This window comes from Rhizorhapis sp. SPR117 (assembly GCF_021742065.1).
The window spans coordinates 1-13,864 of sequence record NZ_JAKKIE010000029.1; the positions used below are offsets into that span (position 1 = coordinate 1).

16 protein-coding genes and 1 pseudogene are annotated in these 13,864 nt (G+C 65.6%); 13 read left to right on the top strand and 4 right to left on the bottom strand.

The window, feature by feature from the left end:
• Nucleotides 1-74 precede the first annotated feature (74 nt).
• The 3 genes and pseudogenes from L3X40_RS12150 to L3X40_RS12160 all read left to right on the top strand — a co-directional run.
• A pseudogene (locus tag L3X40_RS12150) lies at nt 75-416 on the top strand (DUF6927 domain-containing protein); the annotation flags it as partial.
• Nucleotides 417-456: 40 nt separating this feature from the next.
• Complete coding sequence (locus L3X40_RS12155) at nt 457-663, top strand: hypothetical protein (RefSeq protein WP_237365910.1); 207 nt, start codon at nt 457-459, stop codon at nt 661-663.
• Nucleotides 660-1,166, top strand: coding sequence for a thermonuclease family protein (locus L3X40_RS12160; RefSeq protein WP_237365911.1), 507 nt, complete (start codon nt 660-662; stop codon nt 1,164-1,166). The genes L3X40_RS12155 and L3X40_RS12160 overlap by 4 nt, the downstream gene beginning before the upstream one ends.
• 18 nt (nt 1,167-1,184) lie before the next feature.
• Here the strand turns inward: L3X40_RS12160 and L3X40_RS12165 are convergent, their stop codons facing one another.
• Nucleotides 1,185-1,823, bottom strand: coding sequence for a cation transporter (locus L3X40_RS12165; protein ID WP_237365936.1), 639 nt, complete (start codon nt 1,821-1,823; stop codon nt 1,185-1,187).
• A gap of 156 nt (nt 1,824-1,979) precedes the next feature.
• A complete protein-coding gene (locus tag L3X40_RS12170) occupies nt 1,980-2,474 on the bottom strand; it encodes a hypothetical protein (RefSeq protein ID WP_237365912.1) in 495 nt (164 codons plus the stop codon).
• A gap of 29 nt (nt 2,475-2,503) precedes the next feature.
• Between L3X40_RS12170 and L3X40_RS12175 the strand changes: the two genes are divergently transcribed.
• Both L3X40_RS12175 and L3X40_RS12180 read left to right on the top strand, forming a co-directional pair.
• Nucleotides 2,504-3,538, top strand: coding sequence for a deazapurine DNA modification protein DpdA family protein (locus L3X40_RS12175; RefSeq protein ID WP_237365913.1), 1,035 nt, complete (start codon nt 2,504-2,506; stop codon nt 3,536-3,538).
• A 120-nt stretch (nt 3,539-3,658) separates the two neighbouring features.
• Nucleotides 3,659-3,967, top strand: a complete 309-nt coding sequence (locus L3X40_RS12180) for a hypothetical protein (protein ID WP_237365914.1) — start codon at nt 3,659-3,661, stop codon at nt 3,965-3,967.
• A gap of 22 nt (nt 3,968-3,989) precedes the next feature.
• On the opposite strand, the gene L3X40_RS12185 is transcribed toward L3X40_RS12180, so the two are convergent.
• On the bottom strand, nt 3,990-4,601 hold the full coding sequence (locus L3X40_RS12185) for a hypothetical protein (protein WP_237365915.1): 612 nt from the start codon (nt 4,599-4,601) through the stop codon (nt 3,990-3,992).
• 178 nt (nt 4,602-4,779) lie between these two features.
• On the opposite strand from L3X40_RS12185, the gene L3X40_RS12190 reads away from it, so the two are divergent.
• Both L3X40_RS12190 and L3X40_RS12195 read left to right on the top strand, forming a co-directional pair.
• Nucleotides 4,780-5,424: a hypothetical protein gene (locus L3X40_RS12190; RefSeq protein WP_107396234.1), complete on the top strand. Its 645-nt coding sequence runs from the start codon at nt 4,780-4,782 to the stop codon at nt 5,422-5,424.
• Between the two features lie 11 nt (nt 5,425-5,435).
• Entirely contained in the window at nt 5,436-5,888 is a 453-nt protein-coding gene (locus tag L3X40_RS12195) for a hypothetical protein (RefSeq protein WP_107396235.1), read from the top strand.
• Here the strand turns inward: L3X40_RS12195 and L3X40_RS12200 are convergent.
• Nucleotides 5,867-6,193: a hypothetical protein gene (locus L3X40_RS12200; protein WP_237365916.1), complete on the bottom strand. Its 327-nt coding sequence runs from the start codon at nt 6,191-6,193 to the stop codon at nt 5,867-5,869. The genes L3X40_RS12195 and L3X40_RS12200 overlap by 22 nt on opposite strands.
• A 307-nt stretch (nt 6,194-6,500) precedes the next feature.
• Between L3X40_RS12200 and L3X40_RS12205 the strand changes: the two genes are divergently transcribed.
• The 6 genes from L3X40_RS12205 (at nt 6,501) to L3X40_RS12230 (ending at nt 13,840) form a co-directional block, all read left to right on the top strand.
• Nucleotides 6,501-7,949, top strand: a complete 1,449-nt coding sequence (locus L3X40_RS12205; RefSeq protein ID WP_237365917.1) for a tyrosine-type recombinase/integrase — start codon at nt 6,501-6,503, stop codon at nt 7,947-7,949.
• A complete protein-coding gene (locus L3X40_RS12210) occupies nt 7,946-9,772 on the top strand; it encodes a hypothetical protein (protein WP_237365918.1) in 1,827 nt (608 codons plus the stop codon). Before L3X40_RS12205 ends, L3X40_RS12210 begins: the two co-directional genes overlap by 4 nt.
• Nucleotides 9,766-11,925, top strand: a complete 2,160-nt coding sequence (locus L3X40_RS12215) for a hypothetical protein (protein WP_237365919.1) — start codon at nt 9,766-9,768, stop codon at nt 11,923-11,925. Before L3X40_RS12210 ends, L3X40_RS12215 begins: the two co-directional genes overlap by 7 nt.
• Entirely contained in the window at nt 11,922-12,317 is a 396-nt protein-coding gene (locus tag L3X40_RS12220; protein WP_237365920.1) for a hypothetical protein, read from the top strand. Before L3X40_RS12215 ends, L3X40_RS12220 begins: the two co-directional genes overlap by 4 nt.
• 52 nt (nt 12,318-12,369) lie before the next feature.
• Nucleotides 12,370-13,203 carry a hypothetical protein gene (locus L3X40_RS12225; RefSeq protein ID WP_237365921.1) on the top strand — a complete coding sequence of 278 codons (834 nt, stop codon included), beginning with the start codon at nt 12,370-12,372 and terminating at the stop codon, nt 13,201-13,203.
• Between the two features lie 97 nt (nt 13,204-13,300).
• Nucleotides 13,301-13,840 (top strand): hypothetical protein, encoded by a 540-nt coding sequence (locus L3X40_RS12230; protein WP_107396237.1) that lies wholly within the window; start codon nt 13,301-13,303, stop codon nt 13,838-13,840.
• Nucleotides 13,841-13,864 lie beyond the last annotated feature (24 nt).

Genomic DNA, 13,864 nt, shown 5'->3' on the forward strand with positions numbered 1-13,864 from the left:
TGCGGTGAAAGCTGCACGTGCGGTTCGGCGGGGGGATCAGGGCTGACTCCATGAGCAGCACCAATCCTACCCGACTGAGCGAAAACATGGGACCGTGCGAAGCCGACTGTCCCGCTTCCATCCTCGACCTCCTTTCGCCGACCGACAACAAGCATGCGCTCGACTGGCGCGAACGGTGCCGCGCCAACATCGCCCGGCGCGCACGCAAGCTCTCGGACGGCGACCGCATCCGTCTCGAGCAGCCGGTCACCTTCACCGACGGCCACGTCGCGCAGGAGTTCGTCGTCTGCAAACGCCAACGCAGCCTCATGCTGCGCGACCCGGAAAACGGCTGCTTCTATCGGATCAGCCGGCTGATGGAGCGGGCCTGGTCGATCGTGCCCGTCACCAAAATCCACAAGACGGTGTTCGCCTGAGCATCAATCCGTATATCCTCGTGATGAAGTGGATCATGTCATGACAATCGCCATCGAAAGGAACAGCCTGTCGTCCAAGCGGGGATTGCTCTGCAGCCGCGAGAACGCCATGCGCGTCGCGGGCCGGATTTTCGATCATTCGCAGGAACGGGTCAGCATCCTGCGCACCGCGGATCCGCTGCAACCCTTCCGGGTGTCGACCGACCCAGCTCCGCCGGGTCTCATCGTGCTCGAAATGGTCGCATGAACCGCCTTGTCGTCCTGGCGCTCCTGCTGTCAGCCGCCTGCACGCCCAGCGATGCCGCCGAGGACACCTCGTTCAGCGCCAAGGCGCGCGCCCTCGATGGCGATACGGTCGCCGCCGACTTCCGCCTGCTCGGCGTCGATGTGTTCGAACGGCATCAGCTATGCGAACGCGCCGGCGCCTGCTGGGAATGCGGGAAGGCCGCGCAGGATCTCGCCGCGCGCACCTTGCGAGGCGGCGACGCGCAGATCCGCCTCTCGTCGCGCTCGAGCTATGGCCGCCCGGTCGCCACCGTCTCGATAGATGGGAGAGACCTCGGCGAAGTCATGATCTCTGCCGGACTCGCCATTCCGCAGCCGCAATATCTGCGGTCCGATCCTGCACGCTCGGCGCGCTACACGGCGGCGTTCGCCGAAGCGCAGCGGCGGCGCGCCGGTGCCTTCGCCGGAAGCTGGCTGGAACCCGCCCGGTGGCGGCGCGGCGAGCGGCTAACCTGCGAACGCTGAAGGCCGGCTACGCTCGCTTCATTCAGCCGCGATCACCTCTGCAGGCGTCTTGAGCTCGCGCATGGCGTGACCAATGATCTGCCAGCCGCCGCTGACGCCGAGACCGGCCAGGATGATGGCGACGCCGATGTCCGGCCAAGCGGTCCCTGTTCCGAACACCCCGCCCGCGGCGACGACGACAGCCACGTTGCCGATCGCATCATTTCGCGAGCAGATCCACACCGAGCGGCGGTTCGCGTCACCCTCGCGGTGACGCCACAGCAGTAGCGCGCACCAAAGATTGGCGACAAGGGCCATCACTCCGATCACGCCCATCGTCTCGACCTGGGGGAGGCTTCCGGCATAGGCCATCCAGAGCGTGCTCCCGAGCACCCAAAGTCCGACAAGGAGAAGGGTCAACCCTTTCAGCAAGGCTGCCCGCGCCCGCCAGCGCAAGGCGAGCCCCGCGACGACAAGGCTGATCAGATAATTTGCGGCGTCCCCGAGGAAATCGAGCGCATCGGCCATAAGCGACGCAGACTGGGCGGAAACGCCGGCGATCATCTCGATCGCGAACATGCCGGCGTTGATCCCGAGCGCGATCAGCAGGACGCGTTCCCACCTTTCGTCCCTGGAGCGGTCCGAGCCACATCCGCCACCGCAGCAATCACCGGCCATCGCGCCAACCTCGATTCGACTGACGCCGTCATTATGCACCCGGCACCCGTCAAAGGGTCAAGCAAAGCCTATGGGCCGGTCGGCAGCACGTGCCTCCGGCGCGAAATTTGACCCTGATCGACCGGACAGCCACATTCTGCCCGATCGATCCGAATTTCAGGCACGCAGGCCGGGATCGGCCCACCAGGACTGGCCCTGCTGGAAATCGTCTGATGTGGACACGACCGGGCCATCGGGCTCGTCCGCCACATAGGGCCGAACAAGCAGCCGGGCCTTGACCTTGCCGCGATGCATCTCGCCCGCGATCCGGCCGCGCGCCTCGAGCAGCTCTTCCAGCCACATCAGATCGTCGATCATCTCGACCACGCCGCGTCCCGCGAGGCAGAAATAGATACAGCGCTGGAAGTCATCGCCGGCCGGATTGCTGAGGATCGAGGCCAGCTTGCGCTTGCCGCCCTGTTCGCCCTCATGGATCCAACTCACAGCCTCGCGAAGTTCGCGGACCGAATAAAAGGCGTCCTCGACATGCATGCCGATCGCCGCGTTGGCGATCATCCGCCGGGTCGGGCGGTTCTGCTCGTCCAGGGTCGCGTCGCGCAGCGTCACGTCCAGATCGAAATGGTCAAGATAGCGGGCGGCGGAATCGGTCATCGGGAATCTCCTTTCGCAGGGAACATAATATGAACACGGTTAGGGTCAAGCCGAGTACGATCGCGGTCATGATCGGGCTGCCCCATCTGTCCGAGGGCAAGCTGCTCGATCGGGCGAGGCGGCTCCAGCAGCCCGTCCTGATTTCGGCGAACGCCCTGTCGCGCTGGTCGAGGCGCCGCGGCTGGCGGGAATGGACCGGCTGGTCGTTTCGCCCGCTCGGCAACGCGGCGGGCCTCCACAGCCTCTGCCTCGACAGCGCGGGGTTCAGCGTGATGGTCACCTACGGCGGCTATCCGTGGACGGTGGACGATTATATCCGCCTTGCGGCGGCTTATCCGTTCGGTTGGTGGGCCAGTCTCGACTATTGCGTCGAGCATCAGGTCGCCGGCGACCGCGACGAGGTGCTCGACCGCATTTCGCGCACCGTCCGGGCCAATATCGAGTGTCGCCTGCGCGGCGACGACGAAGGGATTCTCGACACCTTCATGCCAGTCATCCAGGGGCGCCTGCCGTCCGACTATGAGCGCTGCGCCGAGGCCCTGTCCCTGACGATCGAGCGGGCAGGGCTGGTCGGCGTAGGATCCATGTGCAGGCGGCCTATCCATGGGCCCGAAGGTCTCATGGCAGTCGTCGATCATCTCGACCGCGTGCTCCCGCGCCTTACCCGGTTGCACCTTTTCGGAGTGAAAGGGGAAGCGCTCCCCTATCTTTCAGCCTTCCGCCACCGCGTCGCCTCGATCGACAGCCAGGCTTACGGGGTCGCAGCCAGGACCGCGGCAAGGCGCCATAACCTCGCGAAGACCGACTCCGTCGTCGCCGATCATATGGAGCACTGGTTCCACACACAGCATGCGCGCCTGCGCCAGCCGCAGCGCCAGCTTCCCATTCAGCCGCCGACGCCGGATACCGGGCCGCCCGACGATCCCTGGGAGGCCGCGATTGCCGAAGCGCGGCAGCAAATCCGCGAACTCATCGAATCCGGCGACCTCGATCATGACGAAACCACCGCCCCGTGGATCGAGCAATGGGCTGCCGACATCTATCGCGAGCGGATGACGGGCTGATCCCGCCCGGGCCGCAGGGCGCTCCTCGCCTGAGCGCGTGGCCGCGCCGCCAGAGAAGAGAGGGAAGGTGCGCGTGCGATCCGTCAGGAACCGAGCGTTCCTGCAGCCCGAGGAGCCCTCATGCACCACCAGTTCATCGTCGCCGAGCGGATTCCCGCTCGCTCAAATCGTGCGGAGGTCCGCAATCCAATCCTCACGCTGCCGGCAGTCGCGCGGCTGCGGGCGCTCGATCCCGAAACGCGCGCCATCCTGCAGGACCTTCTCCTCGAACTGCAGCAGGATGCAAGGCAGCGCGCCGAAGCTAGGTGGCGCAGCCGCAAGCCTCCGCTCGCCGCGTATTGGGCGGCCTGCGGGGTCTATGCGGGTCACATCGCCCGCGTTATCGGACCGCGCGCCGGCCGCCGCATCCGGTCAGCCTGGCGAGGATGAACGGAGGAGCACTTCGCCCAGCTCAAGCGCTCTTCAGGTCGCCAACATTGGCCGATCCGATCCGGGGCGCTTCGGCCGGCCAGTCGCCTGTCACGAGAACAGGTAACCCCTCGAATCCCTCCAGGTCGATCGTGAGCGCGAGGCGCTGCGCAGCGAAACAAACCACGTCGCAGGGAACGGCGCGCAGCGTCTCGTCGATGCCGCCAATCCCGCCCCGCGAGACGACCAGATAGCTTATCCTCGCCGAAGAGCACTCGACCAGTGCTTCGACTGCGCGCCCGATGCGCTGGCCGTGACAGTCATCGACCTCCATGCCGGCAAGCCCCGTCGCGGTGAACAGGTCATCGCTCGAACATCGGCGGCTGGCCTTCTCGGCGGACTTGCCACCCTCTTCATATCGGCGCTGTTCGCCGAGCCATCGCCATGCGCCCACCAGGTTGACGACGGTGAGGAAGCCATTCGTCGCGAGGAGATTGGTCTGCCCGGTGGAGAGGCCCACCAGCGACCAGCAGATCGATCCGATCGTAAACACCAGGAATCCCGACCCGGTGATCTTCGCGCCGAGATTGGCCGCGGTCATCATGGCGGCGATCATCGTTGCGATCGGAGCGATCCAACCCGCGATATTTTCCATCCAGTTCCTCCGTCCGCCCATCTCTTCGCTGCGTGCGGCGGCAATACACGCTCGATCGGTTGCTGTCGTCTTTCCGCAGAGGCGGCAGCGGGGTCCGCTTCCCTCCCACCCGCCGAAAAGAGGGAAGGGGGACCGGGGGCGCGAGCGGAAGGACCGCTCGAGATTCTCGGAGGACCCCATGAGTTATGACGTGGCATTTCGCTATGCCCAGGCGCTCGATCCCAGCGCACTGATCACAATCGGCACCACGCTCCATGCCATCCAGGCGGCGATCACCGATTGCCGCAACGCCGGCATCGAGGTCGAAACCGACCCTGCCGTCATTCTGCTCGTGCGCCATCTCTCGCAGGTCTGTGCCGATCGGCCAGCTGATGCGGAGCTACGCCGCGAATGCATGGCGCGGATCGCGGACCTCAAAAACCGGCCAATGCTCAAGACGCTCGCCCTGCGCGGCGTCGCCTATGACGAGCCTGCCAAGCGCCTCTTCCATTCCGAAGGCCGCGCCGCGATGCGCCGCCTTGCCGACGCGCTCGGCCTTGAGGAGGGAAGCTTCGACATCCGCTCCAACAAGGCGGGACCGGCGGTGTCGGGCGAGATCACGCTGCATGCCGACATGCTCTGGGTCCAGTTCTCGCTCGGGCCGTTCGGGCCCGACCGCGAGGTCTGCTTTCGCAAAGTCCGCGATCGCCAGGATTATATCGGCGAACGCAACCATTGGGCGTCTGTCCGCGAACTGGTCGAGCCCGATCGTTTCGCCGCGCGCATCCGCCGCGATCTCAATCTCCCCGCCGCCATCCCCGCCGCGCCGCGGCTGGTCGCCTGAGGGAGGCGCCGATGCGTATCCTTCTCACCCGCACCCGGATCGGCATGGAACCACCCAGCTACTCCTTCCGGGTCTATGTCCCCTTCACCGAGATTTCGCTCGAGCGCCAAGCGCTGATCTCGATGCACTCCGACTACGGCATGGGTGCCGGCCTCCTTGCCCGGCTTCCGGACGTCATCGCGCCGATGTCGCATCTCGAATCCGCGCCGGGCCTCGATAAGCACAACCTTGGCAAGCGCATCGATGGCGTTGCCGATCGCCTGGGGGCGATCCTGCTCGGACAGGTCTTTCCCGAGATGGCGGAGCGAACCGTTCCGTTCCGTCTCAGCGTGCCGGCCGGCCCCGCCAATGCACGGCTCTTTGCAACGATCGACAACCTGTCGGGACGCTACGAGCCGCTCTCGCGTGCGCTGGAGAACCTCACCGCTGAGGGCCTCGGATTTCACCGGGAGAGCGACCGATGATCTCGGAGCCGTTCGATCCGGCCGATGAGGCCACCTGGATCGCTCGTGGCCGCCGGCCGGACCACGCCGCCATCCTGGCCGATGCCTGGCGGCGTTTCCCGGACCTGCCCAACGAGGCCGATCGGGAAGCCAGGGGCGCGCGGATGCGGCAGCGGGCGCTCGCGCTGCGTCCGGTCATGGACGCCATGTCTAAAGCCGCCGATGCGGAGCGTCAGGACCGCAATTTCGCCTTCACCGAAACGCGGATTGCCAGCGGCAAGGGCGACGATCGCGATCGCGCCATCCTGCGCGCGCGCAACCTTCATCGCTACGACTGGGACCGGGCCGTCCGCTACGCGTCGGGATGGTATGCCGCCACCGCCGGGTGGGAGCCGGAGGCACGGCGAGGGCAAGGCGAGACGCCCGCGACCCTGGCCTACGAGCAGGGCTTCGCCGATGGCGGCGGCAATCGCGACGACCTCTTCTTATCCAGACTCTGTGAGTCTGTCTTAGCGAGAGCGCCTCCGATACAAGGCGGGGGATATTCGCAACGGATGGATATCACGCGCCCCATCATAATCCTGACCCGGCTTAAGCCGGGTCAGGATTATGATTTGCCGTTTCCGGAGGCCCATGCCGCACCTGTATTTCACCGATCTCGCTGCATTGAAAATGCCTGCCATTGTCGATGGCGCTGTCGATCAACTTACCACGGCGGAGATCGCGGCGGCGGAAGACTTCGGTCTTGTCGAGGGCATGCCCTTCATCCTTGGAGAGGACGGCAGCTACGATTACGACCTCAACAGGTTCTTTCGCGCCGCTCCAACGATGGGTGTGCGGTCGCTAAACAGCCTGCGTGCATATGCGCGCGACATAGTGGTGTGGCTGCGCTTCCTCGCCGAGCGGCGTGACGGGAAATCGGTCTGGGCGGCGAACCGAGACGACATTGCCGCCTATCATATGGCCCGCCGCCTGTCCTCGCCGCCGCACCGCGTCTCGGCCGCGACCTGGAATCGCGCGATCGCCGCACTCGACAAGCTCTATCGCTGGGCGGTCGGGGAGAAGCTGATCGACAAGGCGCCCTTCACCTACCGGCAGATGTGGGTGCGCGGACGCGATGCCGGCGCCATCGGTGTTGCCGCCAACATGGCGCGCGAGCCGGCGGCCCGGAAGCGTAACACGCGGTTCCTGTCGCTCGATCGATACCTGCTGTTCCGCGATGTCGGGCTGCGCGGCCGCCTCCCCGATGGGCAGGAAGATCCGAGCTGGCGCGGCCGAAACGGTGAGCGCAACGCGCTCTTCGCGGAGCTGCTGGTGACGACGGGTCTGCGGTTGCAGGAAGGATCGAGCTTGCTGCTCGCGGAACTGCCGATGCCGGACTATCATCACGATCGGCGCTCAATCCCGTTCCCGATCGCAGCGGCGACGGCCAAGGGGAGCAAGGGGCGCGAGGTTCGGTTGCCGCTGCGGTTGCTTGAACGGTTGCGGGACTATGCCGAGGTGGAACGCGCGAACGCGCTGGACCGCTACGAGCTGCGTCACAGATGGGAACGGATCGAAGCGCCGCTGATCGTCGCCAGCTACGATCATCAATCGCTGCGCCTTGATGACCAGTCGGCCAAACCCGTTCGCTTCGAGGGCCTCAGCTTCAGCGAACGCCGCCGGTTAATCCATCGACAGGCCAGGGTGCCGCTTATGCTCTGGCTGACTGAGGGTGGCCTGCCGATGCCGATGGCGTCTTGGGAGGCGGTGTTCATGCGCGCCAGCGCGCGGTGCCGCCGCTTCGGCCTCGACATCGACGTGACGCCGCACATGCTACGTCACACCTTCGCCGTCCACATGCTGACGCTGTTGTTGCGCGAGCAGATGACGTGGCTTCTGGAGGAACGAGCGGGTCGCATGAGTCCCGCCTATCGGCGCATGATCGGCGACCCGCTCCTCAAGCTTCAGCGGCTATTGGGCCACAGCCGGATCGAGAGCACCTATATCTACCTCGATCATCTCGACGAATGTCAGGCGCTGATCGACGCCGCCGTCGATCAATGGGGGCTGGATGTCGGCGCCGAAAGCATGGCGGCATGAAGGGCCGGGGCCGTCGGGCAACCTTCCCGGAGATCGATGCCCCGCCGCCCGAGGAGGTCGCTCGAACCAAAATCATCGAGACCGCAGACCCGCGCCGCTTCCACGTCGTCCTCGATAGCGGCGACGCGCAAGAAGTCGACCTGACCCAGTGGTCGCACCCGTCGTTCTCGACCGCAATGGCGCCGCTCCTCCACGAACATATCCGCCAGCTGGGACCGGCGCCGATCGGGCGATCCATCTACTACAAGGTGCACGAGCTCAAGTCCTTCTGGACGTTCCTCGATGCGACCGACATGAAGATCGACGGTCTCGACGATCTGACGGCCGACCTCATCGACAGCTACGAGGGCTGGCTGAGGCAGAACGGCAAAGCCGAACATCGTCTTCGGCGCCTGCTAAGCGCGCTGATCGCTTTGTTGCGTATGGCGGCCGAGAACCATCCGGGTCGCTTCCCGCCCACGCTGGAATACCGGCTAAGCTGGCTCAGCGGCGGCGAGTATATCTATCCCCGTGTGCGGGATGCTTACAGCAGCGGTGTCGCGACCGCGCTTCGGGTGGCCGCCAGAAGGCAGATCGCCGAGGCGGCGGCGCGAATCCTGCTCGGCGACGACATGCCCGCGCCGAGGGCGGACATCGCCGCGCACCCGAAGCTAAACGGCCTCTATGCCGAGGTCCTTGTCGCACTCGCCCGTGACGGAGCGCTCTGCTCGCGAGTCCCGCCGTTGCTGCACCTCAAGCGCGGCACTCATAACAACGGTCGACCTAATCTGAGCAGCACGACGCTGCATGGCGCCCTCTATCTGACCCGCCTCGATCTCATCGCCTTCCTCGTGCTGCTGTCGTTGGACACTGGCATGGAGATCGAATGCGTGAAGGGCCTCAAGGCTGACTGCCTTCGCAACCCCACGCGCGGCTATGTCGAGATCGAATACTGCAAGCGGCGCGCGCAGGGTGCGGAATGGAAGCACCTGCGGATACGCGACGGCGCCAGCTCGACCCCCGGCGCGATCGTCCGTCTGGCGATCAGCCTGACGGAACGCGCGCGCCGATATCTTGGCACGGATGGACTCTGGGCCTGGTGGGACGGCTTTAAGCTCCTCGAGGGAAAGAACAGTCGTAGATCCGTCGATGCGTTCGTCGCGCACCACCGGCTTGTGGATGACGATGGCCGACCGCTTCACCTGCATCTGTCGCGGCTGCGCAAGACCCACAAGGCCGAACGCTATCTACATACCCAAGGCCAGCTCGCCGACTTCGCGATCGGTCACTCGATCGCTGTCGCGGCCAATCACTATGCCGACATCCCGGCGCTGCGGCACGTTCACGAACAAACGGTTGCCAGCGCCCTCTATGACGCACTGGACACCGCGTTCAGACCGACGCTCGTCCCGCCGGAGATCGAGGAGGCAGTCCGCGCCGACCCGCAATCCATAGAGCTTCCCATCGCGGCCGAGCAGGTTCCTGCGCTACTTGCCGGCGACGAGGATGTGTGGCTGGCGAGCTGCGGCGGCTATTATGCCAGCCCGTTCGCGTCGGTTGGGGAGCCGTGCCCCACACCGTTCTGGGGCTGCCTTGAATGCAAAAATGCCGTGATCACCGCCCGCAAGCTGCCGGCGCTGATCGCCTTCGACACCTTCATGATCGAGCAGCGTGGCGCGATGGACGAAGCCGCCTGGTCGGCCCGGTTCGGCCGTGCCCATCGTCGTATCGCCGAGCAGATCATTCCGGCCTTCCCGCCGCAGCTCGTGGCGGACGCGCGCGCGGCAGCCGTAAAGGACGGATCGAGCCCCGACTATCTGCCCCCCGAGGTCCGCGTATGGTGAGGTATCTTCCCGTTGCCGAGGTTCGGTCCCCGGCTTCGATCTACCGCGACGACGCCGATATCGTGCTCGCCTCGGTGCCGCTCAGGGACGACACGGATCGCGACCATCTGTCGCGGTTCGGCGACGACCGATGGGACATGGCGCCGGGGGTCTTCCAGACTCGCGCGCGGCGCGCGCCCCAGGTACTCGACTTCACCGACATAGCTTGTCCGGTCGAGCGCCTCATCGCCAAGGAATATATCTTCGCCAGCCTCAACACCCGCGTCGGTGCCGGACGGCGCCGCATGCTTCCGTTATCGGCACGGACGGCGTTCCAGAACCTCCAGCGCTTCATGGTTTACGTCCGGGAACAGCATGGCCGGTTCGATATGTCGCTGATCGACCAGGAGACGATCGACGCCTACCGATCGATGCTGGCTGCCACGCTCTCCGCAGGCCCGTATCTCTTCGCGCGATATCTGAAACCGATCGTCGAGCTACGCCGGCTCGCGCCCTATCTGACCTGCGGCGGCCTCACCTTCCTGCCCTGGGGCGGCCGCACGCTCTATCGCGTCGCCGGCTGCAATGGCACGCAGCCGAGCGAGAACCGGACGCCGCGTATCCCAGAGTCGGTGATAGGCACGTTGCTGCACTGGTCGCTCAAATATATCGACCTGTTCTCGGCGGACATCTTCGCCGCGCGCACCGAGTTGACGGCACTGCTAGCGAAACGCGCGGCGAGACCGCAGGTCCGTAAGCGGGCTGACGTCATCGCGCGCGTCAACGCATGGATCAAGGAACGTCGGCAATCGGGGCGGGGCATCCCCGTCTGGGACAATCGGGACAGGATGGGAGCCGCGGCCGCGATGGCGCGTGACACGCCGATGCGCGGGGAGGTTATCAATATACAGCTGATCTCAATGCAGATCGACGTGAGCATGAAGTCGATCGCCGTCAACGGAAATGCCCACTCCTTGCTCAGGGAGGCGGCGGTCGAGCTGGGTATCGAGCGCGGCGGCATGGACACGCCGATCTCGATCGACCCAGACACCGGGTTGCCCTGGCGCGTTCGGTTCGATCCGCGCAGCCTGGTCGACGAAGAGGTCAACCTCCAGACCGCCGCCTACATCTTGTGCGCCTATCTTAGCGGAATGCGCGACGCTGAACTCCAGGCGATGCGGCGTGGTGCCGTTGCGCGTTCGCGCAGCGCCGACGGCCTGGTCGAGCGGCTCGCCATCCGCAGTACGATCTACAAGGATCGAGGCACCCGCGGCGAGCCCGCCGAATGGATCACGATCGCGCCGGTCGATCGGGCGGTTGCCGTCGCGGAACGCCTCGCCGAGGAACATCGCCGCCAGCGCGGCGAGGATGAACTCTGGTTCACCCTCAACGAAATCAACAAGGCGCCCGAACGTGGCATCCCGGACATCGTAATCCAGATCAACCGCCTCCGTAAACTCATCGACGAGCGCTATGGCGCTTCGGGTCAGCCGATCTTCCCGTTGGTGGAAGGGCGATCGTGGTCATTTACCACCAGGCAGTTCCGGCGGACGCTGGCCTGGTACATCGCCAACCGTCCGTTCGGCGTCGTGGCCGGGAAGATCCAGTATAAACATGCTTCGGTCGCTATGTTCGATGGCTATGCGGGATCGTCAGCGTCGGGCTTCCGTCAAGAGGTGGAGCAGGAACGGGCGCTCGGACAACTCGACGATATCGTCGAGCATTACGAAGCCCACCTTCGCTCCGAACGCATAGCTGGCCCCGCAGCGACGCGCCTCGCCCAAGAATATGATCGCGTGCAGCGCGAGCTTGACCCATTCCCTGGGCGCATCGTTGACAAGGGGCGGATCAGGGCAATGCTCGCGCACCTGGCGCGAACCCTCTATGTTGGCCACCTGACCGACTGCTTCTTCGACCCCGCGACGGCGCTATGCCTGGACAAGCGGGGGATCGACCGGCGGACAAACCCGCTTCAATCGCAATGCGCGCCTGATCGATGTCCGAACTCCTGCATCACGCTCCGGCACTTGCCGGTCTGGGAAGCCTCGATCGCCGAGACAGATGCGTTGTTGCAGAGCAAGCGCCTGTCCCGCGTCCAGCGTGAAGCGCTCCGCCGCGACAATGATCGCAAACGCAAGCTGATCGCACCTCTGAAAACAGGGGGTGCCGAATGACGCCGCCCGTCAGCCGCACGACCGAGGAAGCACTGAGACAGGCGTTGGCGCGCCTCATGGACGGATGCCCGACGCGGACCGATGGCCGCCTTACCGTCGCCAACCTCGCACGCGAAGCCGGCGTGAGCCGGGCCACGGCGAACCGCGCCACGGCCGTCCTGGCCGCCTGTCATGAAGCGATCGCCGCCGCCAGAGTGAGAGGGGCGGCCCCGGCGGGCGGGCCTGAGAAGGGAAGAGAGGAGCGCCGAACGGCGCATATCCGCGCCCAGCACATACAGGTCCGAGCCCTGCAAAAAGGGCAGGAAGAGCAACGCGCTTCGCGCGCCGCTGTCCTGCCGTTCCGGAGAAACGCCCATGCTCAGCCCCGCAAAAAAGGAGATGAGACACCCTAGACAGTTTAGATAACTGTTCGATACCGCGCGCCGCGCCTACGACGCAGCTTCGTTGCCCGAGGCGCAGCCGGTTCCCCCCACAGGGCGGCCGCTGCCGAGCAACTGGCCCAAGCCGACCGACGATCCGCTCCCCACGCGGTGGGCGCGTCGCCTCCTTATCCTCGGCGCGCCCGAAGCGGGATGGATCCGCGAAAGCGCGGCCGAGCAGATCGAGTCCCCGCTCCTGCTCCCAGCTCTCCAGGCGAGCGAGGGGCAAGACGAACTCGCCATCCTCGTGATTTCGAGCACCGGCTTCCATGCGCTCCAGAACTCCATGCCAGACGCGGCCGCGATCGAGTCCTTGAGCGGCGACGCTGTCTCGTTTGATCCCCAACTGGAAGACCAGCTTCGCAGCCTTCTCGCTGGCCGAGATTTCGACGATATCCTGATCGCCGCCCAAGGCGACTATCTCGCGCTCCTCGACCTGCATGCGGTGGCGCTGCCGCTCTGCCGGACCATGGAGCGCACCCGCAACACCTTGCTGCAGCAGCGCGCCCACTTCCGCATCTGGCTGGATCGCGGGCTCATGCCGGGAGAAAGCCTGGGCGCCGGCCACATCCGCTGGGGCAAGGCGGTGAAGGGTCTCACCGGCAAGCTCGGCGAATTCACGGCCCGTTATGCCGGGAAGCAACCCGGCGGCGGCCACCGCATCACCGTCGAGACGCCGGACGGGCAGCTTGCAAACGGCTATGTATCGGCCCGCGGCGAACCGCTGTCCCCCGAGACCGTCATCGGCAACCGGGCTCATCTGCGCAAGGCGATGGCGGCCCGCCTGCGCGCCTTCGGTGGAGCCACGCGGCTTGTCGCAAATCGCGCGCCTGATCTCCTCGACCTTGCCACGGCCTGATCCCGCGCGCGTGCAAGGGGAGGGGGTGTCCGGGAAATGTGCCGGCGGATTGAGCGGCCGGTGCCCGCATTTTCGTCCACTTACAGGAACCCGACCCATGCCCGAAACCAATGTCGTCTGGCGCCCTGCCGCCGCCCCCGCCGACGCCAGGCTCCTCCCGCAACTAGAGCACCTCTTCGTCGCACTCAGCGAGAGCGAATATCATGCGGCCACAATCCTCGCGTTCGATCCCGACGCGCATCTGTCAGCAGGCCAATTGGCGGCGGATGATCACGAGCCGCGCGACCGCCTTCTCGCCGGCGATGCGATGAGGCTGCGCGGCTGGATCATCCTTGCCCGCGCCTGCTGCGAGGCCAAAGATCAACATGACGACAGGGCGCGTCTGGAAATCTTTCTCGCCGAGCGCGCGATGCCCGTCGAAACAATCCTCAAGCCCGAGATCGGTGCGCGTGTGCGTCTCCGGCGACATCCGCGCGTCGGCGGGGACCGCTATGCCGGCCGCGAGGGCGTGATCGTGAAAACGCATTTCGCGGGCTTCTACGTAAAGCTCGACATGACGCCGCGTGAGCGCAGCCAGAAGACCGAGCTGGTCGAGACAGACTATCTCGAAGTCCTGACTCAGCCCGCGACCGCCTGAATTCGCGCCCATCGCGGAGGAGGA

Bases quoted from the DNA above. Each gene is read 5' to 3' on its own strand.
- L3X40_RS12155 (WP_237365910.1), top strand. From the start codon at position 457: ATGACAATCGCCATCGAAAGGAACAGCCTGTCGTCCAAGCGGGGATTG.
- L3X40_RS12160 (WP_237365911.1), top strand. From the start codon at position 660: ATGAACCGCCTTGTCGTCCTGGCGCTCCTGCTGTCAGCCGCCTGCACG.
- L3X40_RS12165 (WP_237365936.1), bottom strand. From the start codon at position 1,823: ATGGCCGGTGATTGCTGCGGTGGCGGATGTGGCTCGGACCGCTCCAGG.
- L3X40_RS12170 (WP_237365912.1), bottom strand. From the start codon at position 2,474: ATGACCGATTCCGCCGCCCGCTATCTTGACCATTTCGATCTGGACGTG.
- L3X40_RS12175 (WP_237365913.1), top strand. From the start codon at position 2,504: ATGAACACGGTTAGGGTCAAGCCGAGTACGATCGCGGTCATGATCGGG.
- L3X40_RS12180 (WP_237365914.1), top strand. From the start codon at position 3,659: ATGCACCACCAGTTCATCGTCGCCGAGCGGATTCCCGCTCGCTCAAAT.
- L3X40_RS12185 (WP_237365915.1), bottom strand. From the start codon at position 4,601: ATGGAAAATATCGCGGGTTGGATCGCTCCGATCGCAACGATGATCGCC.
- L3X40_RS12190 (WP_107396234.1), top strand. From the start codon at position 4,780: ATGAGTTATGACGTGGCATTTCGCTATGCCCAGGCGCTCGATCCCAGC.
- L3X40_RS12195 (WP_107396235.1), top strand. From the start codon at position 5,436: ATGCGTATCCTTCTCACCCGCACCCGGATCGGCATGGAACCACCCAGC.
- L3X40_RS12200 (WP_237365916.1), bottom strand. From the start codon at position 6,193: ATGAAGGTTGCGCGCGCGCAGGATGGCGCGATCGCGATCGTCGCCCTT.
- L3X40_RS12205 (WP_237365917.1), top strand. From the start codon at position 6,501: ATGCCGCACCTGTATTTCACCGATCTCGCTGCATTGAAAATGCCTGCC.
- L3X40_RS12210 (WP_237365918.1), top strand. From the start codon at position 7,946: ATGAAGGGCCGGGGCCGTCGGGCAACCTTCCCGGAGATCGATGCCCCG.
- L3X40_RS12215 (WP_237365919.1), top strand. From the start codon at position 9,766: ATGGTGAGGTATCTTCCCGTTGCCGAGGTTCGGTCCCCGGCTTCGATC.
- L3X40_RS12220 (WP_237365920.1), top strand. From the start codon at position 11,922: ATGACGCCGCCCGTCAGCCGCACGACCGAGGAAGCACTGAGACAGGCG.
- L3X40_RS12230 (WP_107396237.1), top strand. From the start codon at position 13,301: ATGCCCGAAACCAATGTCGTCTGGCGCCCTGCCGCCGCCCCCGCCGAC.